The organism is Pseudonocardia oceani (assembly GCF_019263585.2).
GTDB lineage: Bacteria > Actinomycetota > Actinomycetes > Mycobacteriales > Pseudonocardiaceae > Pseudonocardia > Pseudonocardia oceani.
This window is the reverse complement of the sequence record NZ_JADQDF010000001.1, coordinates 3,361,879-3,387,580: the sequence shown is the minus strand read 5'-3', so window position 1 is coordinate 3,387,580 and position 25,702 is coordinate 3,361,879. Positions and strand designations below refer to the sequence as shown.

The 25,702-nt window shown below is 75.8% G+C and carries 29 protein-coding genes and 2 pseudogenes; 16 read left to right on the top strand and 15 right to left on the bottom strand.

Annotated elements, in window-relative coordinates; translation table 11 throughout:
- Window positions 1–3: 3 nt before the first annotated feature.
- Both I4I82_RS17015 and I4I82_RS17010 read right to left on the bottom strand, forming a co-directional pair.
- Window positions 4–369, bottom strand: a complete 366-nt coding sequence (locus tag I4I82_RS17015; protein ID WP_218592251.1) for a rhodanese-like domain-containing protein — start codon at window positions 367–369, stop codon at window positions 4–6.
- On the bottom strand, window positions 366–860 hold the full coding sequence (locus tag I4I82_RS17010; protein ID WP_226370109.1) for a cysteine dioxygenase: 495 nt from the start codon (window positions 858–860) through the stop codon (window positions 366–368). The genes I4I82_RS17015 and I4I82_RS17010 overlap by 4 nt, the downstream gene beginning before the upstream one ends.
- 226 nt (window positions 861–1,086) lie before the next feature.
- On the opposite strand from I4I82_RS17010, the gene I4I82_RS17005 reads away from it, so the two are divergent.
- Window positions 1,087–1,788 carry an acetoacetate decarboxylase family protein gene (locus I4I82_RS17005; RefSeq protein WP_218595855.1) on the top strand — a complete coding sequence of 234 codons (702 nt, stop codon included), beginning with the start codon at window positions 1,087–1,089 and terminating at the stop codon, window positions 1,786–1,788.
- Here I4I82_RS17005 and I4I82_RS17000 read toward each other — a convergent pair whose 3' ends face one another.
- Together I4I82_RS17000 and I4I82_RS16995 are read right to left on the bottom strand one after the other, a co-directional pair.
- Window positions 1,789–2,631 (bottom strand): alpha/beta hydrolase, encoded by an 843-nt coding sequence (locus tag I4I82_RS17000; protein WP_226370108.1) that lies wholly within the window; start codon window positions 2,629–2,631, stop codon window positions 1,789–1,791.
- Window positions 2,632–2,640: 9 nt separating this feature from the next.
- A complete protein-coding gene (locus tag I4I82_RS16995) occupies window positions 2,641–4,791 on the bottom strand; it encodes a carboxypeptidase-like regulatory domain-containing protein (protein ID WP_218592248.1) in 2,151 nt (716 codons plus the stop codon).
- Between the two features lie 134 nt (window positions 4,792–4,925).
- On the opposite strand from I4I82_RS16995, the gene malQ reads away from it, so the two are divergent.
- A complete protein-coding gene (gene malQ, locus I4I82_RS16990; RefSeq protein ID WP_218596494.1) occupies window positions 4,926–6,824 on the top strand; it encodes a 4-alpha-glucanotransferase in 1,899 nt (632 codons plus the stop codon).
- Between the two features lie 84 nt (window positions 6,825–6,908).
- Complete coding sequence (locus I4I82_RS16985; RefSeq protein ID WP_218590892.1) at window positions 6,909–7,274, top strand: RNA-binding S4 domain-containing protein; 366 nt, start codon at window positions 6,909–6,911, stop codon at window positions 7,272–7,274.
- A 3-nt stretch (window positions 7,275–7,277) separates the two neighbouring features.
- Here the strand turns inward: I4I82_RS16985 and I4I82_RS16980 are convergent, their stop codons facing one another.
- Genes I4I82_RS16980 through ldt-CoaP form a run of 3 tightly spaced genes read right to left on the bottom strand, consistent with a single transcriptional unit; the run spans window position 7,278 to window position 10,035 of the window.
- On the bottom strand, window positions 7,278–8,201 hold the full coding sequence (locus tag I4I82_RS16980; RefSeq protein WP_226370106.1) for a DMT family transporter: 924 nt from the start codon (window positions 8,199–8,201) through the stop codon (window positions 7,278–7,280).
- 53 nt (window positions 8,202–8,254) lie between these two features.
- Window positions 8,255–9,172, bottom strand: a complete 918-nt coding sequence (locus I4I82_RS16975; RefSeq protein WP_218590894.1) for a choice-of-anchor P family protein — start codon at window positions 9,170–9,172, stop codon at window positions 8,255–8,257.
- A gap of 14 nt (window positions 9,173–9,186) precedes the next feature.
- Window positions 9,187–10,035, bottom strand: coding sequence for a L,D-transpeptidase (gene ldt-CoaP / locus I4I82_RS16970; protein WP_218590895.1), 849 nt, complete (start codon window positions 10,033–10,035; stop codon window positions 9,187–9,189).
- Window positions 10,036–10,196: 161 nt separating this feature from the next.
- Here ldt-CoaP and I4I82_RS16965 point away from each other — a divergent pair, with 161 nt between their 5' ends.
- From I4I82_RS16965 to I4I82_RS16955, 3 genes are read left to right on the top strand one after another with little or no spacing between them, the layout of a single operon-like run.
- Entirely contained in the window at window positions 10,197–11,168 is a 972-nt protein-coding gene (locus tag I4I82_RS16965; protein ID WP_226370105.1) for a threo-3-hydroxy-L-aspartate ammonia-lyase, read from the top strand.
- 17 nt (window positions 11,169–11,185) lie between these two features.
- A complete protein-coding gene (locus I4I82_RS16960; RefSeq protein WP_218590914.1) occupies window positions 11,186–11,443 on the top strand; it encodes a mycothiol transferase in 258 nt (85 codons plus the stop codon).
- A 29-nt stretch (window positions 11,444–11,472) separates the two neighbouring features.
- Complete coding sequence (locus I4I82_RS16955; RefSeq protein WP_218590897.1) at window positions 11,473–12,336, top strand: alpha/beta fold hydrolase; 864 nt, start codon at window positions 11,473–11,475, stop codon at window positions 12,334–12,336.
- Window positions 12,337–12,340: 4 nt separating this feature from the next.
- Here I4I82_RS16955 and I4I82_RS16950 read toward each other — a convergent pair whose 3' ends face one another.
- Window positions 12,341–14,827: a SpoIIE family protein phosphatase gene (locus I4I82_RS16950; protein WP_218590898.1), complete on the bottom strand. Its 2,487-nt coding sequence runs from the start codon at window positions 14,825–14,827 to the stop codon at window positions 12,341–12,343.
- A gap of 67 nt (window positions 14,828–14,894) precedes the next feature.
- On the opposite strand from I4I82_RS16950, the gene I4I82_RS16945 reads away from it, so the two are divergent.
- The 5 genes from I4I82_RS16945 to I4I82_RS16925 all read left to right on the top strand — a co-directional run bounded on the left by I4I82_RS16945 (window position 14,895) and on the right by I4I82_RS16925 (window position 17,365).
- Window positions 14,895–15,317 (top strand): hypothetical protein, encoded by a 423-nt coding sequence (locus I4I82_RS16945; RefSeq protein WP_218590899.1) that lies wholly within the window; start codon window positions 14,895–14,897, stop codon window positions 15,315–15,317.
- Between the two features lie 3 nt (window positions 15,318–15,320).
- Window positions 15,321–15,968 carry an RNA 2',3'-cyclic phosphodiesterase gene (gene thpR, locus I4I82_RS16940; RefSeq protein WP_218590900.1) on the top strand — a complete coding sequence of 216 codons (648 nt, stop codon included), beginning with the start codon at window positions 15,321–15,323 and terminating at the stop codon, window positions 15,966–15,968.
- 211 nt (window positions 15,969–16,179) lie between these two features.
- On the top strand, window positions 16,180–16,428 hold the full coding sequence (locus I4I82_RS16935; protein WP_218590901.1) for a hypothetical protein: 249 nt from the start codon (window positions 16,180–16,182) through the stop codon (window positions 16,426–16,428).
- On the top strand, window positions 16,425–16,856 hold the full coding sequence (locus I4I82_RS16930) for a hypothetical protein (protein ID WP_218590902.1): 432 nt from the start codon (window positions 16,425–16,427) through the stop codon (window positions 16,854–16,856). The genes I4I82_RS16935 and I4I82_RS16930 overlap by 4 nt, the downstream gene beginning before the upstream one ends.
- Complete coding sequence (locus I4I82_RS16925; protein WP_218590903.1) at window positions 16,853–17,365, top strand: hypothetical protein; 513 nt, start codon at window positions 16,853–16,855, stop codon at window positions 17,363–17,365. The genes I4I82_RS16930 and I4I82_RS16925 overlap by 4 nt, the downstream gene beginning before the upstream one ends.
- Here I4I82_RS16925 and I4I82_RS16920 read toward each other — a convergent pair.
- Together I4I82_RS16920 and I4I82_RS16915 are read right to left on the bottom strand one after the other, a co-directional pair.
- Window positions 17,362–18,042, bottom strand: a complete 681-nt coding sequence (locus tag I4I82_RS16920; RefSeq protein WP_218590904.1) for a response regulator transcription factor — start codon at window positions 18,040–18,042, stop codon at window positions 17,362–17,364. The genes I4I82_RS16925 and I4I82_RS16920 overlap by 4 nt on opposite strands.
- Complete coding sequence (locus I4I82_RS16915; protein WP_218590905.1) at window positions 18,039–19,169, bottom strand: sensor histidine kinase; 1,131 nt, start codon at window positions 19,167–19,169, stop codon at window positions 18,039–18,041. Before I4I82_RS16915 ends, I4I82_RS16920 begins: the two co-directional genes overlap by 4 nt.
- A gap of 104 nt (window positions 19,170–19,273) precedes the next feature.
- On the opposite strand from I4I82_RS16915, the gene arsC reads away from it, so the two are divergent.
- Complete coding sequence (arsC, locus tag I4I82_RS16910) at window positions 19,274–19,624, top strand: arsenate reductase (glutaredoxin) (protein ID WP_218590906.1); 351 nt, start codon at window positions 19,274–19,276, stop codon at window positions 19,622–19,624.
- A 15-nt stretch (window positions 19,625–19,639) separates the two neighbouring features.
- Here arsC and I4I82_RS16905 read toward each other — a convergent pair whose 3' ends face one another.
- Both I4I82_RS16905 and I4I82_RS16900 read right to left on the bottom strand, forming a co-directional pair.
- Window positions 19,640–20,545: an alpha/beta fold hydrolase gene (locus tag I4I82_RS16905; protein WP_218590907.1), complete on the bottom strand. Its 906-nt coding sequence runs from the start codon at window positions 20,543–20,545 to the stop codon at window positions 19,640–19,642.
- Between the two features lie 9 nt (window positions 20,546–20,554).
- The gene (locus I4I82_RS16900; protein WP_218595854.1) at window positions 20,555–20,911 is read right to left on the bottom strand and encodes a hypothetical protein; all 357 of its coding nucleotides are present in this window, start codon (window positions 20,909–20,911) and stop codon (window positions 20,555–20,557) included.
- A gap of 125 nt (window positions 20,912–21,036) precedes the next feature.
- Between I4I82_RS16900 and I4I82_RS16895 the strand changes: the two genes are divergently transcribed.
- Window positions 21,037–21,462, top strand: a complete 426-nt coding sequence (locus tag I4I82_RS16895) for a hypothetical protein (protein ID WP_218590908.1) — start codon at window positions 21,037–21,039, stop codon at window positions 21,460–21,462.
- Here the strand turns inward: I4I82_RS16895 and I4I82_RS16890 are convergent.
- On the bottom strand, window positions 21,438–22,421 hold the full coding sequence (locus tag I4I82_RS16890) for a helix-turn-helix transcriptional regulator (RefSeq protein ID WP_226370104.1): 984 nt from the start codon (window positions 22,419–22,421) through the stop codon (window positions 21,438–21,440). The two genes, I4I82_RS16895 and I4I82_RS16890, sit on opposite strands and share 25 nt — an antisense overlap.
- A gap of 62 nt (window positions 22,422–22,483) precedes the next feature.
- Here I4I82_RS16890 and I4I82_RS16885 point away from each other — a divergent pair, with 62 nt between their 5' ends.
- On the top strand, window positions 22,484–23,623 hold the full coding sequence (locus I4I82_RS16885) for an epoxide hydrolase family protein (RefSeq protein ID WP_218590910.1): 1,140 nt from the start codon (window positions 22,484–22,486) through the stop codon (window positions 23,621–23,623).
- Here the strand turns inward: I4I82_RS16885 and I4I82_RS16880 are convergent.
- On the bottom strand, window positions 23,610–24,125 hold the full coding sequence (locus I4I82_RS16880; RefSeq protein WP_218590911.1) for a hypothetical protein: 516 nt from the start codon (window positions 24,123–24,125) through the stop codon (window positions 23,610–23,612). The genes I4I82_RS16885 and I4I82_RS16880 overlap by 14 nt on opposite strands.
- Window positions 24,126–24,141: 16 nt before the next feature.
- Window positions 24,142–24,777 (bottom strand): annotated as a pseudogene (locus I4I82_RS16875) (SDR family NAD(P)-dependent oxidoreductase); the annotation flags it as partial.
- A 14-nt stretch (window positions 24,778–24,791) separates the two neighbouring features.
- On the opposite strand from I4I82_RS16875, the pseudogene I4I82_RS35000 reads away from it, so the two are divergent.
- Both I4I82_RS35000 and I4I82_RS34455 read left to right on the top strand, forming a co-directional pair.
- A pseudogene (locus tag I4I82_RS35000) lies at window positions 24,792–24,917 on the top strand (helix-turn-helix domain-containing protein); the annotation flags it as partial.
- Window positions 24,918–25,213: 296 nt separating this feature from the next.
- Window positions 25,214–25,342, top strand: coding sequence for a hypothetical protein (locus tag I4I82_RS34455; RefSeq protein ID WP_267460555.1), 129 nt, complete (start codon window positions 25,214–25,216; stop codon window positions 25,340–25,342).
- Window positions 25,343–25,702: the final 360 nt, after the last annotated feature.

Below are 25,702 nucleotides of genomic sequence, written 5' to 3'. Positions count from 1 at the left end.
CGATTACCCGCCGAACTCCTCCTCCCACGCCCGGTACCCACCGTCGAGGTCGGTGGCGTTGCGCAGCCCCAGGTCCTGCAGCGAGGCCGCCGCGAGGCTGGAGCTGTAGCCCTCGGAGCAGAACAGGACCCACGTGACGTCGTGGTCGACGGCCTCCGGGATGCGGGCGTCGGAGGTGGGGTCCAGGCGCCACTCGACGTGGTTGCGCTCGATGATCATCGCGCCCTCGACCTCGCCCTCGTCGGCGCGCTGCCAGCCGGGGCGGGTGTCGACCAGGTACGCGCCGGCCGCGACCATCTCGGCCGCCCGGCGCGGGTCGGGCCGGTCGAGGCGCGCGCGGGCCCGCGCCAGCATCTCGTCGATCCTCATCCGACTCCCTCTCCCGACGCGACGAGCTCGCTGCGCGTGCGGCGCAACCGGCCCCCGTCGACGTCGTAGTAGGACATGGCGCTCAGCGGCGGCGAGTAGGCGTGGACGCTGACCGCGGTGGTCGGCGCCGGGTTGCCGACGTCGTGCACGTGGCCCAGGCCGAAGCCGACGCTGCGCTGCGCACGCAGGGTGCGGGCGCGCATCCGGTCGCCGCCCCAGCGGTGCTCGACGAGGCTGCCGGACACGACCGTCAGCGCGCCGATCGAGCCGCCGTGGTCGTGCAGCTCGGCGGCCTGCTCGGTGGCCCAGCTGATCAGCCAGACGTCGACGAAGTCGTCGCCCTGCAGGCGCTGGTACCAGCGGCGCTCGGGGTCGACGACGACCGGGTGGTGCCCGGCGCGCACCTCGTCGGCGATGCGGCGGGTGAGGCCGACGAGGTCTGCCAGGGCGAGCGAGGTGGGCGCCGGACGGCGAGGGGCGTGCGAGAGCACGGGGGTCTCCAGTGTGAGGACGAGCGGACGGACGTGTGCGTCAGCTCGAGCAACAGCACTGGTCGAAGTGGTCCGCCCGGCGGCATCCCCAGATCTCTCCGAGGATGGGGGCGGGCGGCATGCCGCCAGGTAATCACGGCGTCACATCGGCGCTCCACCCGCTCCCAGCACCTGGGACGGTGGCCCGCCGCATCCGGACCAATGTCCGACGCGTCAGACTGCCGGGGTGGCGAGGCAGAACGAGGACGGGACCTGGGAGGTCCAGGGCAGGCGGCTCGGCTTCCCGGTGCGGATCGGCGAGGCCTCCGCGGCCTGTGCCACGTACCTCGTGCGCGCCGGTGGCGTCCGCGCGCTCCTGACCGGCACCGGGCTGGAGCCGGTATCGGTGGCCGGGCGGACCCCCCTGTTCCTCGTGCTCGTCGACTACCGCGTGAACGACCTCGGCGACTACGACGAGGCCGGCGTCGCCTTCCTCGCCCGCCACCGCGGCCGCACCGGGCCCTACATCCACCAGCTGCCGGTGACGCAGTCGTTCACGATGGAGGCCGGGCGGGCGCTGTGGGGGCTGCCGAAGTGGCTCGCCCGCGCCGAGCTGGTCATCGACGGTGCGGACGCCTCCTGCCGCCTCGCCGACGAGCAGGGCCGCCACGTCCTCACGACCGCGCTGCACGCCGGGCTGCGGCTGCCGTTCCCGCTGCCCGGGACCGTCACCGCGCTGGCTCCTCACGACGGCGGCGTGCTCGCGTCGTCGGTGCGGGCGCGCGTCGGCGGGGTCCGGGTGGGGCGCCGGGCCTCGGTCGAGCTGGGGTCGGGGCACCCGATGGCCGACGAGCTGCGCGCGCTGGGGCTGCCGCGCCGCCCGCTCGTCACCGTCGTCGCCGACCGGGTGTCCTTCGACATGGACCCGGCGGTGCTGGTCCCCCGCTGACTAGCGGTGCGCGGCGAGCCAGCCGCGCAGGTCCCCGAGAGGCTGCTCGCGCTCGGGCTCGTTGTAGATCTCGTGCCAGAGGCCGTCGTAGAAGTGGACGGTGAGGTCCGGCGACCCGCACGCGTCGGCGAAGGCGCGCGAGCCCGCCGGGTTCGTGAGCACGTCGGCCGCGCCGTGCTGCAGCAGCACCGGCAGGCGCAGGTCGGCGGAGCGGCGCAGCAGCGGCGCGAACTGGTCGACGAGGCGCAGCGCGAGCCCGAGCGACGGCTTGCCCTGGTGCACCAGCGGGTCGGCCCGGTACTCCGCGACGACCGCCGGGTCCTTGCTGATCTTCGTGGTGTCGATGCCGACGGGGCGCAGCTTCGGCGCGACCCTCGTGAGCAGCCGCAGGACCGGCACCGCCGCCGTCGGCACCTCGTCGGAGGCGAGTGCGGGCGCCGACAGCACCAGCCCGGCCAGCCCCGCCCCGTGGTCGAGCGCGTACGCCAGCGCGATCTGCCCGCCCATGCTGTGGCCGAGCAGGAACAGCGGCAGCCCGGGGTGCAGGGCGGCGACGTGGAGGCGGAAGGCGTCGAAGTCGGTGAGCAGGTCGGAGTAGCGGTCGACGTGGGCGCGGGTGCCGGTGGAGCGGCCGTGGCCGCGGTGGTCGAGGCCGTAGACGGCCCAGCCGTCGGGCACCAGCGCGTCCTCGACGGTGCGGTAGCGCCCCGAGTGCTCGCCGAGCCCCGGACTGATGAGCAGGACACCGGTCGGCTTCACCGCCGGCAGCCGGCCCTGCCAGTACAACTCGACGCCGCCGACGCCGCGAAGCGTGCCCTCGACCCGGTCCCGTGTCTCCGTCACGCGCACAACCTAACCGGCGCGGACCCCGGCCGGCGCGAGCTCGACGTCGTGCACGCACTCGGCCTCCTCGGCGACGACGACCAGCACGACGTCGGCCTCGCAGCCCGCCGCCGCGACGGACACGGCGTACTCGCCCGCGGCCAGGTCGGCGATGAGGTACGCGCCGTCGGAGTCGGTCTCCGCGACCTCGACGACCTCCCCGTCCTGCACGAGCGTCACCCGCGCGCCGGTGATCGGGCCGTCCTCGCCGAGCACCGTGCCGACCAGGGCCGCCGAGCGCACGAGCTGCACCTCGACGTCGGACGGGGCGTCGCCGACGGCCACCGCGACCGCGCCGGGCTGGTGGTCGGGCGCGGTCGCCACGAGCACGAAGGCTCCGGGGTGCGGCGCCGTCAGCTCGCCGGTGGCGGTGCGGGCGCAGGCGACCTCGCGGCCGCGGTCGTCGAGCAGGGCGACGGCGGCGGACGCCACCTCCGTGCCGTCGTGGCGCACCGCCCGGAAGCGGACGGGCTGCGCGGCGCCCACGGCCGGCGGCGCCTCGGGGCGGGCGGCGCCCTCCAGCGCGACGACGGGAGCCCGCTCGGGGCGGGCCGAGGGGTCGCCGAACGTGCGGAGCAGCGCGAGGTCGGCGGCGGCCTGCTCGGCGGCCACATGGCCCGGGTCGCGGGGGGTGCGGCGGCTGGGGAGGTCGATGACGGCTGCGACGGTCTCGAGCTCCGGCTCGGGCTCCGCGGCGGCCTCGGGCGCCGTCTCCGGCGCGGCCGCATCGGGCTCCGCGCTCTCCGTGGTCGCGGGGGACGGGGAATCGAAGAGGACGTCCGGGTCGGCCTCCGGGAACCCGTTCTCCGCGGCGGCCGCGGTCGGGATCGGACCGGTGCGGTCGGGGTCCTCGTCCCAGCGGCGGGACAGCAGCGAGGCGGCGACGGCGGTGCCGGCCACGGCGGCGGTCGCGGCGGCGACCTTCGGGACGGTGCTGGTCGACGACTCGTCCGCGGTGGGTGCGGCGGTGGCTCCGGCGGGCTGGACTGCCGGCTCGACCTCGGCTGCCGGCTCGTCGGCGACGGGCTCGACGGCGGCGACCTGCTCGGTGACGGCGGCCGCGTCGGCGGCCGGGGCGGGCTCCGGGACGGCGGGCTGCTCGGCGTCGCCGGATATGGCAGCAGGCTCGGCGACGGGCTCGGGCTCGGTGGCGGCAGCCGGCTCCGAGACCGGCTCAGGGTCCGCCGCGGCTGTCGGCTCGATGACGAGCTCGGACTCAATGACCGGCTCGGATTCGGTGGCGGTCACGGCCTCCGAGCGGGACCCGGCCTCGGCCACGAGTGCCGTCTGCGGCTCGGCCTCGACGACCGGCTGGGCGTCAGCGACAGGCGCGAGCTCCGCCGACTCCGCGACGACAGCCGCGGGGGGCGCCGTGTCGGCCGGCTCGATCAGGCGGTGGGCGCCCCCCTCCCGCCGCTTCTGCAGCGACGGGACGGCGGTCAGGCGCGGCGCGGTGAACGGGCGCGGCGCGTCGACCGGCACAGGACGGGGCGTGGGCCGGCTCAGCAGCGACAGAGCGGGCGGGCGGGGCTGCTCGATCTCCGGCTCCGGCTCCGGCGGCGTCTCCGGGTCGAGCTCGGCGTCCAGGTCACCGTGGAGCTCGGCGTCGAGCTCCGCGTCCAGCTCGGCGTTCAGCTCGTCGTCGGTGGGGCCGGCGATCTGGGCGGCGCGTCGCCACGGCACGTCGTCACCGAGCGGGGTCACGGGGCGGGTCGCGGCCGGCTCGGGCTCGCTCGCCGGCTCCGGCTCGACGACCGGCTCCTCGACGACTGCGACCGGCTCCTCGGCGACCGGCTCCTCGGCAGCGGGCTCGACCTCCGGCTCCGCCTCGGCGCGGGACTCGATGTCGGCCTCGGCGGACACCTCGACGACGTCCGGCTCGGCGACGGCAGGCACGTCAAGCGCAGCGGCGGACTCCGGCGCAGCGTCGTCCGTCACAGCCTCGACGACGGGAGCAGCAGCGGGCTCCCGCTCCCTCCGCTGCGCCACGAGGTCCGCGACCGTGCGCGGGCCGGGCGGAACGGCCCGCAGCGCGCGTCTGCGCTGCAGGAACAGGCCGAGCATCAGGGCGAGCAGCAGTACGGCCGCCACCGCGATCAGCACCACCGGAAGCGTGATCATCTCCGGTCCCCCGTGAATCGATCCGAGAACCAGACCGGGCCGGTCCGACGCGCAGAACCTAGCATTCCCCTGATCACTCACCGTGATATGGCGCGCGGTGCCGAGGGAACTGGAGCAGCGTGGACGACGAACTGATGGAGCTGGCCGCCGCACACGGCGTCGCCACCGGCTACCGCGACGGCGACCGCCGCCCGGTCACCGTCGACGAGGACGTGGTCGTGCGCGTGCTCGGCCTCCTCGACGTCGACGCCTCCACCCCCGACGCCCGCCGCGCCGCCCTGGCCGCGGCCCGCGCCGGCGCCGACCGGCTGCCCGGCACCATCGCCGTGCGCACCGACCGCGGGCGCGACCTCCCCGGCCCCGGTGTGCTGGTCGACGAGGACGGCGGGCGGCGCGAGGTCACCGCGATCCCCGCCGGTCTGGAGCCCGGCTGGTACTCCCTCGAGCTCGGCGAGCGAACCGTCACCGTCGTCGTCGCCCCTCCCGCCCTGCCCGACGCCGACCGCACCTGGGGCTGGATGCTGCAGCTCTACGCCCTGCGCTCGGCCGGCTCGTGGGGCATCGGCGACCTCGGCGACCTCCGCAACTTCACCGCCTGGACCGGCTCCGAGCACGGCGCCGGCGCGGTCCTGCTCAACCCGCTGCACGCCTTCACGCCCGTGCCGCCGGTGCAGCCCTCGCCGTACACGCCGTCGAGCCGGCGGTTCGGCACGCCGCTGGCGCTGCGCATGACCGACCTGCCCGCCTACGCCCGCGCCGACGCCGCCACGCGCGCCGAGGTCGACGCCCTGGCCCCCGCCGCGACCGAGCGCATCGAGCACGACCGCGTCTGGGCGGCCAAGCGCTCCGCGCTGGAGCTGCTGTGGCGCGCCGAGGGTCGCCCGTCGCCGGACGTCGCCCCGGACCTCGCCGAGTTCGCCACGTTCTGCGCACTCGCCGAGCGGCACGGCGGGCGCTGGAGCCGCTGGCCCGAGGAGCTGCGCCGCCCGCTCGTCGAGGACGGGCCGCGTACCGCGTTCCACGCGTGGGTGCAGGTGCAGGTCCAGGAGCAGCTGCGGGCGGTCCGCGAGACCGCGCGGGAGGCGGGCGTCCGCGTCATCCACGACCTCGCCGTCGGCTGCGACCCCGAGGGAGCCGACGGGTGGGCGCTGCAGGACCTGCTCGCGCTCGGCGTCCGCGTCGGCGCCCCGCCGGACGCCTTCAGCCAGCAGGGGCAGGACTGGGGGCTGCCGCCGTGGCGCCCCGACCGGCTCGACGCCACCGGGTACGCCGCCTACCGCGACCTGCTCCGCGCGCTGCTGCGCCAGGCCGACGGGCTGCGCATCGACCACGTCGCCGGGCTGTGGCGGCTGTGGTGGGTGCCGCCGGGCGAGTCGGCCGACCGCGGCACCTACGTCCACTACGACGCCGAGGTGATGCTCGCCGTCCTCACGCTGGAGGCGCACCGGGCGGGTGCGCTGGTCGTCGGCGAGGACCTCGGAACGGTCGAGCCGGAGGTGACCGAGGGCCTGGCCGAGCGACACATGCTGGGCTCGGCGGTGCTCTGGTTCACCCGCGACCTCGACGACCCCGACGAGCCGCTGCTCGACCCCGCCCGCTGGCCCGAGGACTCCGTCGCCACGATCTCCACCCACGACCTGCCGACGGCGTCGGGCTTCCTGCGCGGCGAGCACGTGCGCGCCCGCGCCGACCTGGGCCTGCTCGACGACCCGGAGGCCGAGGAGCGCAAGGCCGCGGGCGAGCGGGCCGAGATGGTGGCGCTGCTGCAGGAGCACGGCTTCGCCGCCGAGGACGCGGGCGAGGAGGAGCTCGTCGTCGCCATGCACGCCCTGCTCGGCTCGACACCGTCGCGGCTCGTGCTCGTCTCGCCCTACGACGTGGTCGGCGAGGTGCGCCAGCCCAACCTGCCCGGCACGGTCGACGAGTACCCGAACTGGCGGCTGCCGCTGCCGGAGTCGCTGGAGGAGCTCTACCGCGACCCGCGGGTGGCGGCGGTCGTCGAGGCCGTGCGGTCGGGACGCGAGAGGTCGTGAGTGGATATCGGTGCTGGAGCACCGATATCCACTCACGGGCTCGGGGCATTCACGGCACAGGTCACTCACGGCATAGTGGCGGGCGTGGAGTCGAGCCGACTGGACCGCTGGCTGTGGGCGGTCCGCCTGACCAAGACCCGCCCGGACGCCGCCGCGGCCTGCCGCGCGGGCCACGTCCGCGTCAACGACCGCCCCGCGAAGCCGGCCACCCCGGTGGGCCCCGGTGACGAGGTCCGGGCGCGCGTCAACGACGTCACGCGGGTGGTCGAGGTCGTGCGGGTCCTGCCGCGCCGCGTGGGTGCGGCCGACGCCGCCACCTGCTACATCGACCGCACCCCCGCTCCCCCGCCGGAGATGCTGGTGCCGGTGGCCCGCCGCGACCGGGGGGCCGGGCGGCCCACCAAGCGCGAGCGCCGGGTGCTCGACGAGTTCCGGACCGGCGGGGTCTGAGGCTCAGGCCGGCACGGCCACCACGGGGTCGGTCCGCCGCTCGCGCAGGCCGAGCGCCGTCACCGAGACGACGATGATCGCCAGGCCCAGCCACTGCGTCGGCACGAGCACGGCGCCCAACAGCGTCACGCCGATCAGCGCGGCCGTCACCGGGAACGCCATCTCGGCGAGCGTGGCCCGCGCGGCCGGGGTGGAGCGCAGCCCGACGTAGTACAGCGCGAGCCCGAGCAGGCCGGGGATCAGCGCGAGCAGCACCAGCGGCCCGAGCTGGGCGGGCGTGACGGCGAGCGGCCCGCCGGTCAGCGCCAGCACCACCGCGCTCGCGGGCAGCCCGATCGCGAACCGCAACACGGTGACGTCGCGGCTGGAGATGCGCACGCTGACCAGGCGCCCGAGCACCGTGCCCACCGCCCACAGCGCCGCCGCACCCACGGCGAGCAGCGCGGCCGTGACGGCCTGCGGCGCCGCGGACAGCGGGTCGCGGAACGCCATCAGCCACGCGCCGACCAGCGCGGGCACCGCGAACAGCCAGTACCGCCCGCGCACCCGCTCCCCGATCAGCGCCGCCGCGACGACGACCGCGATCAGCGGCTGCAGCTTCTGCAGGACCACGGGCGTCACCGGGTCGCCGTAGCGGAAGGCCTGGGTGAACAGCGCCGTGGCGACGGCGGACGCTCCCGCCCCGATCACGACGAGCGCCGCCCGCTCGCGCCCCGAGGCCGCGCGGAACGCCCGGTACGCGGCGGGCAGGAACGGCGTCAGCACGACGACGATGATCAGGTGCTCCCAGAACACGATCGTCGACGCCGGGAGCGCGCCCGCGAGCGGTTGGCGCAGCAGCGCGTCGGTGCCCCAGAGCGCGGCGGCGAGCGCCACCAACCAGGTGCGGTCGGGCGCGGAAACGGGTGTTGCCCCCTGGCGGTCCACGTCAGGGGGCAACACCGGAGATCGCCGATCCATACCGGACCGGGGAGGAGCGGTCAGCCGGTCACCGGGAGGCTGGCCTCGACGACGGTCGGCGCGGGGGCCTGGCCCGGCGCGGTGTCGTCGCCGTCGTCGGAGTCGTCGCCGTGGTCGGACGAGTCGTCGCCGCCCTTGTCGCCGTCGTCGCCGTCGTGGCCGCCGTCGCCGTCGTCGTCACCGTCGCCGGGCAGGGTGCAGGTCGCGGAGCCGATCGTGACGGTCTGCAGCGACTCGTCCAGGTCGACGCCCAGCGGGCCGGTGAGCTGGTCGAGCACGTCCTGCTCGGTGAGCAGGGTGGTCGGCAGCGGGACGCCGAGCAGGTCGCCCAGCACGGGCAGGCCCGAGCGGGCCTCGGCGTCGAGGGTCTCGTTGACGCCGTCGCCGCGGCCCGGGAGGACCGTGAGCCGCACGCCGGTGACGGTCAGCGAGCCGTCGGCGTTGCGGACCTGGTCGTTGAGCACGACCGACGCCAGCGGCGAGAGGTTGATCTCCACCCCGGGCACGGGGGTCTCGGGCAGCGGCTGGCCGAGCAGGCTGCCGTTGATGATCTGCAGACCGGACTGGTCGGGGTCGGCGTCCTCGCAGTGCGTGCGGATGACGTCGGCGCGCAGGATGCTGAGCAGCTCGACGCGCGCGACGCTCGCCGCGGACCGGTGGGCCTCCGCCTCCGCGTTGAGGACGCCGACGAAGATGCCGTCGGCCTCCGCGTCGGACGTGCGCTCGCCCAGGCCGAGGAGCTCCTTCTGCACGAGCTCGCCGTCGAAGGACTCGACACCGCCGGGGATGGGGGCGATGTCGAGGAGCCCGGAGGCCGAGAAGGCGTACGCGGAGTCGACGAAGGACTCCTCGTCGGCCCAGGCCGGGGAGGCTCCCAGCAGCAGAGCGGCCGAGACGGCCACGGTGGCGCCGGCGCCGACGATCTTCTTGTTCCTCACGTGCGTGTGCCCCTTCATTCCTGGTCGATCATGACGAGCGTGCCGAGCGGCACCTCGACGAGCTCATCGAGCGCGTCCTGCGGGACGCGGATGCAGCCGTTGCTGGCGGCCGTGCCGAATCCGTCGGCGGTCGGCCACGTGTGGATCGCGACGGTGCCGGGACCGCCGCCGAAGGTGTCGAGCGTCGGGCTGTGCGCCCCGAGCGGGAGGATCACCGGCGAGAAGGACTGCGCCGGGTCGGTGAACGCGCCGAGGAGGAAGGTGCGGCCCACGGGCGTCGGGGTGTCGGGCGCACCGATCCCGATCGTCCACTCGTCGACGACGCGCTCCTCGCGCAGCAGCTGCATCGTCAGCGAGCCGAGGTGGACCTCGACGCGGTACGGCGTCGTCGCGCGGTCCATGTCGGCCGAGCGCACCCAGCCCGTCGAGCCGAAGGGCTTGGACGGCAGCAGGATCTGCACCCAGGCGCCCTGCTCGGCGACCACGGGGAACCAGACGTCGCCGAACTGCGTCGGCTCGACCCGCGCGATCGGGGTGCCCTCGGGGGCGTCGTGCACGGGCGTCCGGCGCTCCGGGTGCACGACGATCCCCTCGGTGGCGACGTCGACGGCCGTGTCGACCGGCGCGCCCTCCACGACCCCGTAGGTGTCGGCCAGCGGCAGCGACGAGATGTCGACGACGGCCACCGGCTCGTCCGACCCCGCGGTCGACGCCGGGCCGCTCTGCAGGAAAACGAAGCCGAGGACGACGACGAGCACCAGCGCGATACCGCCCACCGCCCACGGCAGCAGTGCGGGACGCGCGGAGCGGCGTGCGGCGCTGCGCGGCCGGTCGTACCCGGCCGGGAGTTTGTGCTGCGGCATCTCAGTCACCCACCCGGGTCGGCTCGGACGCGCTGTCGGGTCGCGGGCGGAGGACGTGAACACGCTGAGTCGTCATCCGGACGCGCTGCGGAAGGAACGGCACGACCATGCAACGACGCCCACCTCGAACGGGTGACGCAGTTTTCGATGAGAATCTCCGCGTGACCCCACTTCCCACCGTCGAGGACGTCCGTGCGGCCGCCGGACGCCTCCGCGGGCACGCCCACCGGACCCCTGTGCTGACGTCCCGCCGAGTCGATCACGAGCTCGCGACCTCGGTGTTCTTCAAGTGCGAGAACTTCCAGCGGATGGGGGCGTTCAAGTTCCGCGGCGCGTTCAACGCTCTGTCACGATTCGGTGACGACGCCCGTCGCGCCGGCGTCGTGGCGTTCTCCTCGGGCAACCACGCGCAGGCGATCGCGCTCTCCGCGAGCATCCTGGGCATCCCCGCGACCATCGTCATGCCGCACGACGCGCCCGCCAGCAAGGTGGCGGCCACGCTCGGTTACGGCGCCGAGGTCGTCGGCTACGACCGGTTCACCGAGGACCGCGCGGCCATCGGCGCGGCGCTCGCCGCCGAGCACGGACTGACGCTCGTGCCGCCGTTCGACCACCCCGACGTCATCGCCGGGCAGGGCACCGCGGCGCTCGAGCTGTTCGAGGACGTCGGCGAGCTCGACGCCCTGTTCGTCTGCCTCGGCGGCGGCGGGCTGCTGGCCGGGTCGGCGCTCGCGGCGGGCGCGCTGTCGCCGGGATGCCGCCTGTACGGCGTCGAGCCCGAGGCGGGCGACGACGGGCAGCGCTCGTTCCGCAGCGGGGAGATCGTGCACATCCCGACGCCCGCCACGATCGCCGACGGCGCCCAGACCCAGGCGCTGGGCGAGCTGACGTTCCCGATCATCCGGCGCGACGTCACCGACGTGCTCACCGCGTCCGACGCCGAGCTCGTCGACGCGATGCGGGTGTTCGCGAGCACGCTGAAGATCGTCGTCGAGCCGACGGGGTGCCTGTCCTTCGCAGCCGTGCGCCGCCTCGCGCCGGAGCTGGCCGGGCTGCGGGTGGGTGTGATCGTCAGCGGCGGCAACGTCGACCTCGACCGGTACGCGGCGCTGCTCTCCTCCCCGCCGAGCTGACCGGTCATCCTGGGCCGGTGCGACGCGTGCCGTTCGGAGCCGACGAGAAGACGTCGGCGGTGCTCGGCACCTACGCCGGGGTGCGGGTCCGCGCCGATGCGGTGATCACCGAGCTGGAGGTGGAGGACACCGGCACGGCCTGGACCGGCGAGACCGTGACGCTGCGGTGGGTGCTGGTGCACATGTTGGAGGAGCGGCACGCCGGGCACGCCGACGTGCTGCGGGAGCTGCTCCACGGGGCGACCGGCGACCACCCCGGAGCCGGCGACAGATGAGTTCCGGTCCGGCCGGTCGTCCACAGGGCATGACGACGACACACGTCCTGCAGACCCCCGAGGTCGACCTCGCCTACGACGTCCACGGCCCCCTCCCCACCGCCGACGGGCGGCCCGTCCTGCTCGCGATCGGGCAGCCGATGGACGCCACCGGTTTCGCGACGCTCGCCTCGCACCTGCCCGGGCGCACCGTCGTCGCCTACGACCCGCGGGGCCTGGGCCGCAGCGCGCGCAAGGACGGCCGCGTCGACATGGTGCCCGAGGTGCAGGCGAGTGACGTCCACGCGCTGATCGAGGCGCTGGGCACCGGGCCCGTCGACCTGTTCGGCAGCAGCGGCGGCGCCGTCGCCGGGCTCGCCCTGGTCGCCGCGCACCCCGGCGACGTGCGGACCTTCGTCGCGCACGAACCACCGGTCATCTCGGCGCTCCCCGACACCGACGCCGCGCGGCGCGCCCAGGCCGGGTACATGGAGGCCTACCAGGCCAAGGGCTCCGGCGCGGGCATGGCCGCCTTCATCGCGATGACGTCGTGGTCGGGCGAGTACACCGACGAGTACTTCGCGCAGCCCGCACCGGACCCCGCCGCGTTCGGCATGGCGAGCGAGGACGACGGCTCCCGCGACGACCCGCTCCTGTCGGACCGCTCGCTCGCCGTCTCCGACTTCCGCCCCGACATCGAGGCGCTCCGGGCCGCACCGACCCGCATCGTGCTCGCGGTCGGCGAGGAGACCGGGGACACCTTCACCGCCCGCACCGCCCGCGGCGTCGCCGCGATGCTCGGGCAGGAGCCGGTCGTGTTCCCCAGCCACCACGGCGGGTTCCTCGGCGGCGGGTTCGGCTACGCCGGCAAGCCCGCGGAGTTCGCCGCGCGGCTGGAGGAGGTGCTCGGCTGATCCGTCACCCGGCGCCGAGGCCGCCGGCCCCCGACACCGCGAGGATCCGGGCGAGCGCCCCGCCCGGGGGTATCGCGACCTCGGCGGTGAGCCCGCGGCCCCGCGCGCGCTCGAGGGTGTCGAGCAGCAGGGCCACGCCCGCGCTGGCGACGTAGCCGGCGCCGGCGAGGTCGACGACCAGCCGCGAGCCGGGCTCCGCGGCGTCGACGACCGCCCGGAGCCCGTCGCGCAGCGCCGTGGCGCCGAGCAGGTCGAGGTCGCCGGACACGACCACGCACGGCCCCGTGTCGTCGTGGCGGACCTCCATCCGCGCGTCCCGGCGTGCCGGCCGCTGCCCCGTCCACGTCCGCTGCCCCGTTCCCGTCCCCGTCCGCACCGGTGGGGCGTCGGGCGGTGCCGGGGGCACCCGGAAGGACACGCGCGTGCCGCCCTCGCCGGGGACCACCTCGACGTCGCGGGCCAACGCGTGGATGACGGCCAGTCCGCGGCCCCGGTGGCCCGGGTCGGCGGGCGCGGGACGCCAGGTGCCGGAGTCGCCCACCTCCACCGCGACCGAGCCGTCGCCCCGGCGGGCCAGGGCGATCGCGACCTCGCCCGGGCCCTCCGGGAAGGCGTGCTCGACGCCGTTGGCGACGGCCTCGCCGAGCGCGATCTGCAGGTCGTAGAGATGGTCGTCGTGCAGGCCGCAGGCGCTGCCCCACCGCTCCACCTCCCGGCGCAGCGGACCCAGCTCCTCCGCCCGCGCCGGGATGCGGCGCGACCACGGCGGCGCGGTCCGCCGGCACAGCACCACGGCGACGTCGTCCCCCGGACCGGCCGGGCCGAGCAGGTCCTCGAGCAGGCCGTCCACGACCTGGTCCAGCGGCCGGTCGCCGGACCGGCTACCGGCCGCTTCCAGCCGTGCCAGGCCGACGTCCAGGTCCTCGTCGCGGCGCTCGACGAGCCCGTCGGTGTACAGGACGACCACCGCGCCGACCGGCAGCGCGGACCGGTGCTCGGGGAACGCGTCGCCCGCGCGCACGCCGAGGACCGGGCCCGGCGGGCCCTCCAGCAGCCGGGCCCCGTCGGCCGACAGCAGCAGCGGTGCCGGGTGCCCGGCGCTCGCCCAGGTGAGCGCCCCCGTCCCCCGGTCGACGAGCACGCAGGCCGCGGTCGAGGCGCGGGCGGCGGGGACGCGGACCGAGAAGGCGTCGAGCTGGCGCAGCGCCTGCGCCGGGGAGTCCCCGCGCAGCAGCGCCGCCGACAGCGCGGTACGCAGCTGCCCCATGAGGGCGGCCGCCTCCGCGCCCTTGCCGACCACGTCCCCGACGACCATCGCGACGCGGCCGCCGTCGAGCTCGACGACCTCGTACCAGTCGCCGCCGGCCTGCACGCCTTCGGTACCGGGGAGGTAACGGGCGGCGAAGGCCAGCTCCGCGAGCCGGGGCAGGCCGACGGGCAGCAGGTTGCGCTGCAGCGCCTCGGCGATGTCGTGCTCGACCTGCTGCAGGCGGGCGCGGTCGAGCGCCTGGGCGCACTGCGCCGCCAGCGTGCGGATCGCCCGGCGCTCCTCCCTGGAGAAGTGCGGCGGCGCGCCTGCGAACGACATCCCGATCGCACCGGTGGCGCGGTCGTCGAGGAACATCGGCACCGCGACGTCGACCTCCGGGGCGCCGGGCGACGCGGCGAAGCTGCGGTCGCGCCAGGCGAGCTCGGAGCGCCGGGCCAGCCACACCGGCTCGCCCGTGCGGACCGCGTAGGACAGCGGGTGCGCAACATCCAGCGGCAGCGGCGAGGCCCCGGCCCCGCCGGAGAGGTCGATCCGGTCCTCCGTCCGGACCGCGACCACCGACGCCGTGGCCCCCAGCGAGGCGGCGGCCTCCCCGATCGCGGACACCACCTCGTCGGGCGTGCGCGACCGCGACAGCGCCGCGACCATCGCGCTGAACCGCTCCGCGGTGCGCCGGGCCTCGCTCTCGACCTGCAGCAGCCGGGCCCGCTGCATCGCCTGCGCGCACTGCGCGCCCAGCGCCGTCACCGCCGCGCGCTCGGCCCCGTCGAGCGTGCGGTCCTCGGTGAGGCCGACGCCGAGTGCGCCCACCAGCTCGTCGCCCGCGAGCAGCGGCAGCCCGAACACCCCGCGGTAGCCGTAGCCGTCGAGCATCCCGACGAGGTGCGGGTAGCGCTCCCGCCACGCCGCCGGGCTCTCCGTCCACACCGGGGTCCGGGTGCGCGCCGCCTCCGCGACCGGGGCCGGGGCGTCGAGGGGCATGGTCGTCCAGGCGTCCCGGGCGCCCTCGACCCATCCGCCGAGCGTCATGGCGTCGAGGCTGTCGCGGCCGCGCAGCTCGAACACGGCGACCGACGAGGTGCCCAGCAGCCGCGTGTACTGCTCGACGGCGACCTCCGCGACCTGCATCGGCGTCGCGGCGCCCGACAGTGCGGCCGTCGCGTCGGTGAGCAGACGGAGGAGCGCCAGCTGTCTGCGCAGCTCGGCGGGCTCGTCGTCCACGCGGACAGCCTGCCGCCGACGGTGCCTCCGCGCCACCGCTGGCCCGCGGGCCGGATACCGTGGCGTCGTGGGTGCCCGCGACCCGATCCCCGACCCGAGCTGCGTGCTGGTGTGGCGGCCCGACGGCTTCCCCCCTGTCGCCGCTGCCACCGTCGACGGCCCGGTCCACCGGCCGTCGGTCTGCTGCCTGCGCTCGACCGCGGCCGGGACGCGGGCGGTCGTCTACCGCGCCGGCGCCGACCGCGGCGTCGCGGGCGTCCTGGACTTCCTGACCGACGCCGGGCCGGTCGGGGGCCGCGGCTGGACCGGGCAGGGTGTCCTGCACCTGCTCGACCCGTTCCTGCCGCGCGCCGACCTGCTCGCCGACCCGCACCTGCGGCCGGTGTTCCTCCACATCCAGGGCCGGCGCACCCTGCCCGCCGCCGCCGCGCGGCGCCTGCGGGAGCTGCTGCCGGCGCTGCCCCTGACGACGCTGCCCCCGCCGGTGTAGGCCGTGCGGTCCTTCGTGGCGCTGCTACCTCCACCGGACGCGCTCGACGAGCTCGCCGAGGCCGTGGCGGCCCTCCCGGACGAGCCCCGGCTGCGCTGGACCCCGCCCGCGCAGTGGCACCTGACGCTGGCGTTCCTCGGCGAGGTCGACGGTCCGACGCGCGACCGGCTCGTCGAGCGGCTGGCTCGTGCCGCACGCCGGCACCCACCCGTCGAGCTGGCACTGGCCGGTGGCGGCCGGTTCGGCGACCGGGTGCTGTGGACGCGCGTCGACGGCGACCGCGCCGCGCTGCGCCTGCTCGCCGGTTCCGTCCGCGCGGCCGCCCGCAAGGTCGGGCTGCCCGTCGAGGACCGGCCCTACCGCCCGCACCTCACGCTGGCCCGGGTCCGGCCGCCCGCGCCGGACCTGCGGCCGTTCGCCGAGGCGCTGGCGGGCTTCGCCGGGCGCCCGTGGACCGCGACGGCGCTGCACCTGGTCCGCAGCGACCTCGGCGCCGGGCCGGGCGGCACCGCCCGCCACGAGGTCGTCGGGACCTGGGAGCTGGCGGGCGGGCGCCGCGCGCAGGAGCGACCGGCCGGGGCGGGCGGTACGTCGAGGAGCGATCCCGGGTCGCGCCCGCGATCGGCAGACCCGGGCCGTGGACGTCCCTAGCGTCGTCCGGCGACGGCGTCCCGTCCGGGCGCGCCGCACGCCGACGGAGGTCCGCACCGATGTCCCGCCCGACACCCACCACGATCGTGCTCGTCGCCCTCGCGTGGACGGCGATGCTGTCCTCCGGCGGCGTGGCCGCCGAGACCGTGATGCTCCACCCGACATCTTCGGCGGCGCCCCGGCGTCGCCGGACCGGGGCCGCGAGTTCCTCGTGGCGGGTGGGCCGAGCGGCCACTTCCCGCCCCTGGGCGCCTCGGTGGTCGTGACCGGGCTCGCCGCGGTGGTCCTGACCTGGCGCGACCGGGGGCTGAGGTGGTGGGTCGCCGCCGCGTTCGCCGTGTTCGTCGCCTGCGAGTTCCTGTTCTCCGTGCTGTTCTTCCGGCCGCGCAACGAGATCATGTTCGTCGACCCGGTGGACACGCACACCCCGGAGTACCTGCGCCAGGTGGCCGGCCGGTGACCGGCCCGCGCCCCGGCCTGTCCTGGCCCGTCCTCGTCGGACTGGCCGCACTCGCCGCTCCGCGGGTCGTGCTGCACGACCTCGGCGTGGTCGAGGAGGGGACCCTCGCCGCCGGGCTGCTCGTCGTCGTCCCGCCGGCGTGCTGGGTGGCGGCGGCGCTGTGGTGGCGGCCGCCGCGTCCGTTCGCGACGCTCGTGGTGGTCGGCGCGCTCTACGGCGTGCTCCTCGCGGTGGGCCACCAACTGCTGTGGAACGCCGCCTTCGACGGACCCGTCCCGGCCCTCGGCGGGGCGCTCGCCGGGACCGACCCGGCCCTCGCGGAGGTGCTGCTGCGCGCCGCGGCGGTGGTGTCGAGCCTCGTGACCGGCACGCTGGTCGGCGTCGTCACCGGCGCCGTGGCGCTGCTGCTGCACCGGCTCACCCGATGAGCATCCCGGACCCCGGCCCCGGCCGCGTGCTGCGCATGCCGACGGGCGAGACCATCACCGTCCTCGTCCCGGGCCGCGACGGTGACGGCGGCGCCGTCGAGATCGACGCCCTGCTCCCGCCCGGCCTCTCCGGGCCACCGCGGCCCCGCCACCGGTTCGAGGCCGAGACGTTCACCGTCGTCGAGGGGCGGCTTGCGGGTCGTGCTCGACGCCGACACCGTCGTGCTGTCCGCGGGCGAGTCGGCGACCGTCCCACCCACCGTGACCACGCCTTCGCCAACCCCTTCGACGAGCCCGCGCGGATCCGGATGCGCGAGACGCCCGCCGGCCCGCTCGAGGAGCAGTTCCGGGTGCTGGCCCGCGCCGGGCGCGTCCCGCCGCTCGGCGCGCTCGCGGCGGTCAACGCGCGGCACGACCTGTCGTTCTCCCTGCACGGCGTGCCGGACGCGGTGCAGCGGCCGGTGTGGCGGGCGCCGGCCTGGCTGCACGACCGGACCAGGTCCTCCTAGGACCCGTCTCGGTCGTCGTTCTCCCCCGGCCGCACCAGCCCGCTCTCGTAGGCGATGACGACGAGCTGGGAGCGGTCGCGCGCGGCGAGCCTGGTGAGCAGGCGGCTGACGTAGGTGCGGGCGGTGTCCGGGCTCAGGTGCAGCACCGCACCGATCTCGGCGTTCGAGCGGCCGGCGCCGACGTGGGCCAGGACCTCCCGCTCGCGCGCGGTGAGCCCGGCGAGCCGCTCCGGCCGGGCGACGGGCGACCGCGCGGCGGCGGCGAGCACGCGGCGCGTCACCGCCGGGGAGAGCAGCGCGTCCCCGCCCGCCACGGTGCGCACCGCGTCGCGCAGGGCCTCGGGGGCGGTGTCCTTGAGCAGGAATCCCGCCGCTCCGGCGCGGATGGCCTCGAAGAGGTGCTCGTCGTCGTCGAAGGTGGTCAGGACGACCACGCGGACGGCGGCCAGCGCGGGGTCGGCGAGGATCCGCCGCGTGGCGGTGAGGCCGTCGGTGCCGGGCATCCGCACGTCCATCAGCACGACGTCCGGACGCTCGGCACGCACGACGGCCAGTCCCATCGCGCCGTCGCCGGCCTCCCCCACGACCGTGATGTCGGGCGCGCGCTCGAGCAGCGCCCGCAGCCCGGCCCGGACGAGGTGCTGGTCGTCGACCAGTACCACCCGCAGCGCGGTCACCGCGCCCCTCCCGCCGGCAGCGAGGCGTGCACGCGGAAGCCGCCGCCCGGGGCGTCGCCCGCGACGAGCGCGCCGCCGAGCAGCGCCACCCGCTCGGCCATGCCGCGCAGGCCGTTGCCCCGCTCGGTGACGGGGCCGCCGCGCCCGTCGTCGACGACCTCCACGGTCAGCCCGGGCTCCGACGCGTCGACGACGACCGTGACGCGGTGCGCGCCGGCGTGGCGCAGCGCGTTGGTCAGCGCCTCCTGCACGATCCGGTAGGCGGTGGTGCCGACGACCGCCGGCACTGCCGCGGTCGCGCCGTTCACCCGCAGCTCGACGGGCAGGCCGCTGCGGGTCACGCCCTCGGCGAGCGCGCCGAGACCGTCGAGCCCCGGCGCGGGCTCCCGCGTCCCGGCGCGCAGCGTGCCGAGGGTGGCGCGCAGCTCGCTCATCACCCCGCCGCTCACCTCCCGGATCGTGGCGACGGCCCCGCGCGCGGCGTCGGTGGCGCCGTCGTCGATCGCCTCCTGCGCCACCGCGGACTGCAGAGCGATCACCGACACGGCGTGGCCCACGGTGTCGTGCAGCTCGCGCGCGACGCGCACGCGCTCGGCGTCGACCTGCCGCGCGGCCTCCCGCCGCTGCTCCACCGCCGCCACGTCCGCCTGGCGCCGCAGCTCCGCCCGCAGCGACCGGCGGCTGCGCACGGCGTCGCCGAGCGCGATCACGGCCACGACGGTCACGGCCTCGGACCCCAGCTGCAGGCCGAGCACGAAGGCCGGGTCGTCGCCCTCGGCGAGCCGCGCGGCCACCGACACCGCGAGCAGCGCGGCGGCGACGCCCGCCGCCGCGCGCACCCTCCCCCGCTCGGCCGCGAGGTACAGGGCGGCCGCCACCGGCGCCGCCAGCCCGATCGGCGGCAGGTCCAGGACGTAGTAGGCGACCATCCCGGCCGCCGTCGCCACGAGCACCGCCACCGGACGCCGGCGCCCGCCGAGCAGGAGCGCGCCGAAGCCGGCGGCGAACGCGCCCGCGAGCGCGACCCGCGCGGGCGGGCCCCCGTCCGCCACGACGGCGGCCGCGACCAGCGTCGACACGGCGACGGCGAGCAGCGCGTCGGAGCGGGTCGGGGTTGTGTCCTGCACGAGGCACGAGGGTAGGACGTGGGAGCGGGTCCGCGCTGTCGCCGCGGAGCGTGGCCGCGCCCGTCGCACGTACGTCGGGAGGCGACCGGCCTACGCTCGGGGACGTGGAGACACCGACGGTCTGGCACAACCCCCGCTGCTCGAAGAGCCGCGGCGCGGTCGCCCTGCTCACCGAGCGCGGCATCGAGCCGACGCTCGTCCGCTACCTCGACGACGGGCCGGACCGCGCCGCGCTGGAGGAGGTGCTGCGCAAGCTCGGCACCGACGACCCGCGCACCATCACCCGCACCGGCGAGGCGCGCTACCGCGAGCTCGGCCTGGCCTCGGCCGACCGCGACGCCCTGCTCGACGCGCTGGCGGCCGAGCCCGCGCTCATCGAGCGGCCCATCGTCGTGCTGGGCGACCGGGCCGTGGTGGCCCGGCCGCCCGAGCGGGTGCTCGACCTGCTCGCGTGAAGCGGAGGGTGCTCGTCAGGCCCAGCGCCCCACGAACTCCGCCGCCGCCGCGTTGACGACGGCCGGGTGCGAGGCGCTCAGGAAGTGCTGCCCGCCGTCGACGACCCGCAGCTCGGCGTTCGCGGAGCCGGAGAACATGCGGATCTCCTCCCCGGCGTTGGCCACCGAGTAGACCCCGTCGGCCGTGCCGTGCAGCCACAGCACCGGGCAGCGGACGTCACCGAGGCGGGCGTGCAGGCCGTCGCGGTCGCGCAGGTTGATCGTGGAGATCCGCAGGCGCCGGCGCCCGTCGTCGCCCGCGTAGTGGCGCCGGTAGGTCGTGCGCCAGAACGCGCGCTCGTCGTCGGAGACGTCGGCGCCCAGACCCGCGGCGAGCACGGCGTCGACGAACTCGTCGGCCACCGTCCAGTCGTCGCCGACGGGCTCCGCCAGTGCGTCGATGGACGGCGTGCAGAACTCGATGCCGTCCCAGCAGCCCAGGTCGCGGCTGCGCCGGCTCTCGTCGTCCATCGAGGTGCCGAGCGGCACGATGCCCCGGACCACGCCGGGCGCGAGCAGCGCCATCCGGGCGGCGACCCAACCGCCCTGCGACGTGCCCAGCACGAACGCCTGCTCGATGCCCAGCTCGCGCAGCACCTGCAGGTTCGCGACGGCGCTGTCCCAGTAGGTGAAGTGCTCGTAGGTGGAGCGCATCAGACCGTGGCCGTACAGCTCGATCGCGAGCAGGTTCGCGACGCCGCTGAGCTGCGGGTCGGCGAACTGCGGGCGGTAGAGGTCGACCGAGGTGGTGAAGGAGTTGACGAGCACGAGCGTCGGCAGCGCCGGGTCGTAGGGCTTCCCGAACCGGTAGCCGACGGTGGAGGTGCCGAGGTGCGGCACGGTGAGGGTCTGGGTTCCGGGGGTCTGGGCGTCGTTGCTCATCCGCCGACCCTAGGTCGCGGACCGGGGCCGGCCCCGCCGGCGAGAGGGTGATCGTCGGCGGGGCCCGTCATCCCGGTGTCGGTGTTCCCGCGGCGGCCCCCGCTGCCGGGCCTGCCGGCGCAGCGGCACGCCGGTGGTGGCGCGCGGGACCGGAGGGCGCGGCCCCGAGGGCCCGTCGTCGCGGTGCGGGCCCCGGGCCGTCCCGACCAGGACCGGGGCAGCGGGCTCGCGGCGGTCCGTCCGGCCGGTCGCCCGGTCCGGGAAGTTCGCCGCGACGATCGCCTCGAACTCGATGCGCAGCAGGTCGGCGTCGGCGTAGACGAGGTCACCGAACGCCGCGGCGCCTCCCGTCGTCGGTCCGTTCACGTCACCGCCCCCGCCCGTGTCGCAGCAGATCCGGATAACTGCAACATTAACTAGAGATTTGCTTCCGCGCAAGAGGTATTCTTCAGACGTTCAGCGATGGCGGTTCTGAGCGCGGGGAGGCGACGGTGGGCCTGACGAACGTGTGGGTGCAGACGCAGGGCGACGGGCTGGTGCGGGCCGACCAGGTCGTCGGCATCGACGCGCACCGCACGCCGGCACTGGGCGGCAAGCCGTCGCGCTGGCTGCTCGACGTGGTGCTCTCGGCCTCGATCGGCAGCGGCAGCCGCGAGGGCTGGACCGCCACCGTCCTGCACCGCACGCTGGTCCAGACCTCCGACGACCCCGGCGACGCCCCCGCCGCCCTGGCCCGGCTGCTCGCCCAGCTCGACGCCGTCTCCGCGGCCGGCGTGGTCGCCACCCACCGCGCGGACGCGCCCGACCGGGAACCCGGCGACGGCGACCTCGTGGCCGGGGCGGGGCGCGTGCGGTTCCGCTTCGTCCCCTTCGCCGACCCGACCCCCGGTCATCACACGGGGGCCGAGTACCTCTGACGACGGGACACGCCGCCCGCCGCCCGGCGGAACCTCGTCGCGAGGCGGTCGAACGCCGCCGCGAGCTCGTCCCCGTCGACCACCTCGATGTCGACCCCGAGCTGGGTCAACAACAGCGCGAGCCGGTCCGGGTCGTCGGCCCCCAGCTCGACGCGGCACGTCGCCTCGTCGACCACCTCGACGTCCACCGGGATGACGATCTTCGCGGCGACCGCCGCGGCTGGGGCGTGCACGAGCACCCGGGCGCGGAACGTCCAGCCCGCCCGGATGACGCGTCCGACGACGAACTCCACGGCGGCGTCGTCCGCGAGCACGCGCGGTCGGAACCGCACACCGGTGGGTGCGCGCGGGACCATGCGGTCGACGCGGAAGACCCGCCAGTCGTCCCGGTCGAGGTCCCACGCGAGCAGGTACCAGAGCGGCCCCCAGCAGACCAGCCGCTGCGGCTCGACGTGGCGGGCCCCCTCGCCGCCCCGGGCTTTCGTGTACCCGAACCGGAGCCGTTCGTGGGCGCGGATCGCGGCGGCGACCGCGCCGAGAGCCGCGAGGTCGAGCGGCGGCGAGGCCCCGGGAACGATGCTGGTCGCCCCGCGCACCGCCTCCACCCGTCGACGCAGGCGCGAGGGCAGCACCTGCTCCAGCTTCGCGAGCGCGGTCAGCGAGGTCTCCTCGACGCCGAGCCGCTGCGTCGCGACCGCACCCAGCCCGACGGCGACGGCGACGGCCTCGTCGTCGTCGAGCAGGAGCGGGGGCATGGCCGTCCCGGCGACCAGCCGGTACCCGCCCGCGACGCCCGGGCGCGCGTCCACGGGGTAGCCGATCGTCCGCAGCTTCCCGACGTCGGTGCGCACGGTCCTCGTGCTCACGCCGAGCCGGGCCGCGAGCTCGGCGCTCGTCCAGTCGCGCCTGACCTGGAGCAGCGACAGCAGTTCGAGCAGACGGACCGAGGTCTCCAGCACGTCGGAATGATGGCAGCGATCGCGGAAGGAAATCTGCCGCATCTGCTGCGAACGTCACCGCCATGGACGAGGACACCGCACTCACACCGTTTCGCATCGACATCCCGCAGGCCGACGTCGACGACCTGCGCGACCGGCTGGCCCGCACCCGCTGGCCGATCCCCGTGCCCGGCCGGCGCGACCGCACCGACTTCCGCCGCGGCATCCCGCAGGTGTACCTGGAGGAGCTCGCCGGGTACTGGCGCGACGGGTTCGACTGGCGCGCGCAGGAGGCGGAGCTCAACGCGTACGAGCAGGTCACGACCGTCGTCGACGGGCAGACGTTCCACGTCGTCCACGCGCGATCGGCCGACCCGCAGGCCACCCCGCTGCTCCTGAGCCACGGCTGGCCGGGCTCGTTCGTCGAGTACCAGCGCCTGATCCCACTGCTGACCGACGCGTTCCACCTGGTCGTCCCGTCACCGCCCGGCTTCGGGTTCTCCACCCCGCTGTCCGGGACCGGCTGGGAGCTGGCGCGGACGACCGACGCGTACGCCGGGATCATGACCCGCCTGGGCTACGGGAGGTTCGCGGCCCACGGCACCGACCTCGGCGCGGGCGTCACGGGTCGCCTCGCGGCGCTCCACCCGGAGCGGGTGATCGGCACGCACGTCGGCGCCGACCCCCGGTGGCTCGGGCTGGTCGGGGACAGGATCCCGTACCCGGACGGCCTGTCCGCCGACGAGATCGCCCGGATCGAGGCGGTGCGCGCCGAGGACGCCGCCGGGCGCGGGTACCTCGAGCTGCAGAGCCACCGCCCCGACACCATCGGTCCCGCCCTCACCGACTCGCCGGTCGGCCAGCTCGGATGGATCGCCGAGCACTTCCGGAGCAGGACCGCCGGCGACGACCGGACACCGGACGAGTCGGTCGACCGCGACCAGCTCCTGACGACCATCAGCCTGTACTGGTTCACCCGCAGCGGGGCGTCGAGCGCGCAGTTCTACTACGAGGCCGAGCACGCCGGTCTCGACCTGCTCATGCCGTCGGGCGTGCCCTCCGGGTACGCCGTCTTCGACACCCACCCGCTCCTGCGCCGCGCGCTGGACCCGGGGAAGGCGATCGACCACTGGAGCGAGTTCACCGAGGGCGGCCACTTCCCCGCCATGGAGGTGCCGGAGCTGCTCGCCGGGGACATCCGCACCTTCTTCAGTAGCCCCTGAACAGAGCGCGGAGGTCCGACGGATCCGCGTCGCCCGCACCGGTGAGCCGGTCGTCGAGCCGCTGGTCGGGGTCGAGGCGGCCGTAGACGAGCCGCACCAGCGCCTCGGCCGGCCCGGTCACGGCGTCGGGAGCGTCGCCGGGACCGAGTGCCACGCCCTCGGCCCCGATCTCCAGCAGCTGTGCCGGTCCGCCGTCGGTCGGACGCAGCGCGATCCGCCGCGGCGCGAGCCGGGCGCGGACGTCGGCGTCGTGGAACCGCTCGGCGAACAGGGTGAGCGGCCCGACGAAGTAGGGCACCCGGAGCGTGCGGCGTTCGTGGACGTCCAGCGCCCGCAGCAGCGCGAGGTGCCGGGCGTCGTGCTCGCGGCGGCCGGTCGCCTGGTGGCCCGGGGCCAGGGTGTTCCAGCGGCCCACCGATCCTGCGGGAAGCGCGTCCAACCGGTCGTGGGACGCGGCCAGCGCCGAGATCATCGTGTCGGGGTCGGACAGGCCGGGAGGCATGGAGGTCCTTCGGGGGTCAGATGCTGCGGTGGCCGGGCACGGCGGACTCGAGCGCGGCGAGGTTCGGCGCCAGCGCACGGTCGACGGCGAGCGGGTCGGTGCGGTGCAGGTCCTGCAGCGCCCGGCGCGAGGACAGCGAGGTGTTGATCTCGTGCTCGTCCCGGCCGAGGGCGGCGAGCACATCGGTGACGACGTCGGCGACGGAGCGCCGTCCGAAGCCGAGGTCCTCGTCGGCGGCGGAGCTGTCCATCATCGCGGTGGCGGTCGCGCCCGGGTAGACGGTCGCGACGTGCACGCCCGTGCCGTGCAGCTCGCGGCGGAGGGAGTGCCCGAAGGCGGCGACACCGGTCTTCGTGGCGGCGTAGGTGGTGTAGAAGGGCAGGTTGACCAGCGCGATCCCGCTGGAGATGGTCAGGATCGTCCCGCGGGTCGCACGCAGGTCGGGAAGGACGGCGCGGGTGAGCAGGACGGGCGCGAGGAGGTTGAGCTCCACCATCGCGCGGATGTCGGCGACCGTGCAGTCCTCCAGCCGCCCGGCCCGCACGTTGCCGGCGTTGTTGACGAGCAGGTCGACGGGGCCCAGCCGAGCACGGGCGGTGGTCGCGACGAGATCGGGCGCGCCCGATCCGGTGACGTCCACGGCCAGCACGTCCGCCCTGCCACCGGATCCTGGCCGCCGCGGACCGACTGTTCTACGCCGAAGGCATCCACGCCGTCGGGGTCGACCGGATCGTCGCGGAGGCCGACGTGGCCAAAGCCAGCCTGTACAGCCACTTCCGCGCCAAGGACGCGATCCTCGAGGCCTACCTGGACGGTCGCAGCGGGGCGTGGCGCGAGCACGTGGAGGCCGAGCTACCGCGACGGGGGGCGACGGGGCGCGATGGCGTGGCGGCCGTGTTCGACCTGCTCGGCGAGTGGTTCGCCGCCCCCGGGTACGCGGGCTGCCCGTTCATCAACGCCGCGGCGGAGTGCGGCACCGACGGCCCGGTGGGAGAACTGACCGGCCGCCACCGCGAGTGGGTGCGCGGTCTGTTCCGGCGCCTGCTGACCGAGGACCGGGCGGGCCTGGACTCGGCGTCGACGCGCTGGTGGAGCAGCTGTGCCTGCTCTACGACGGGGCGATGGCCGGGGCGCGGATGGACGGCTCGGCCGACGCCGCCGGACACGCCCTCACGGCCGCCTGCTCGCTCCTCGACAGTGCTGTGTCGCGCTCGTAGCGCTGCAGGATCTCGGTGCCGGAGGACGCCTGGTCGGACGTGGAGCCGGGGGTCGGGATCGAACCGACGACCTACCGCTGACACGACGCCCGTACAGCGGCTCCTACGCCCTCGACCTGCACCTCTACCGCTCCTCCAAGCCGCACCAGGTGCAGCTGAGATCACGTTCACCCTGAGTTCGTGCCACGTCTCGTGCCACGGCCAACATCCATAGCGCGATCCGCGTTCGCCGTTCGTACGCTGCACTGCTCGCGCGGCGTCTTGCAGGTCGTTCCCCTGAGGTTCCCCCGGTAGCCCGGAGTGTCGGCTACCTGGCGGTGGCCGGGTCGGGTTCGGTCAAGTCCGCTGGCGTGGTGTGTG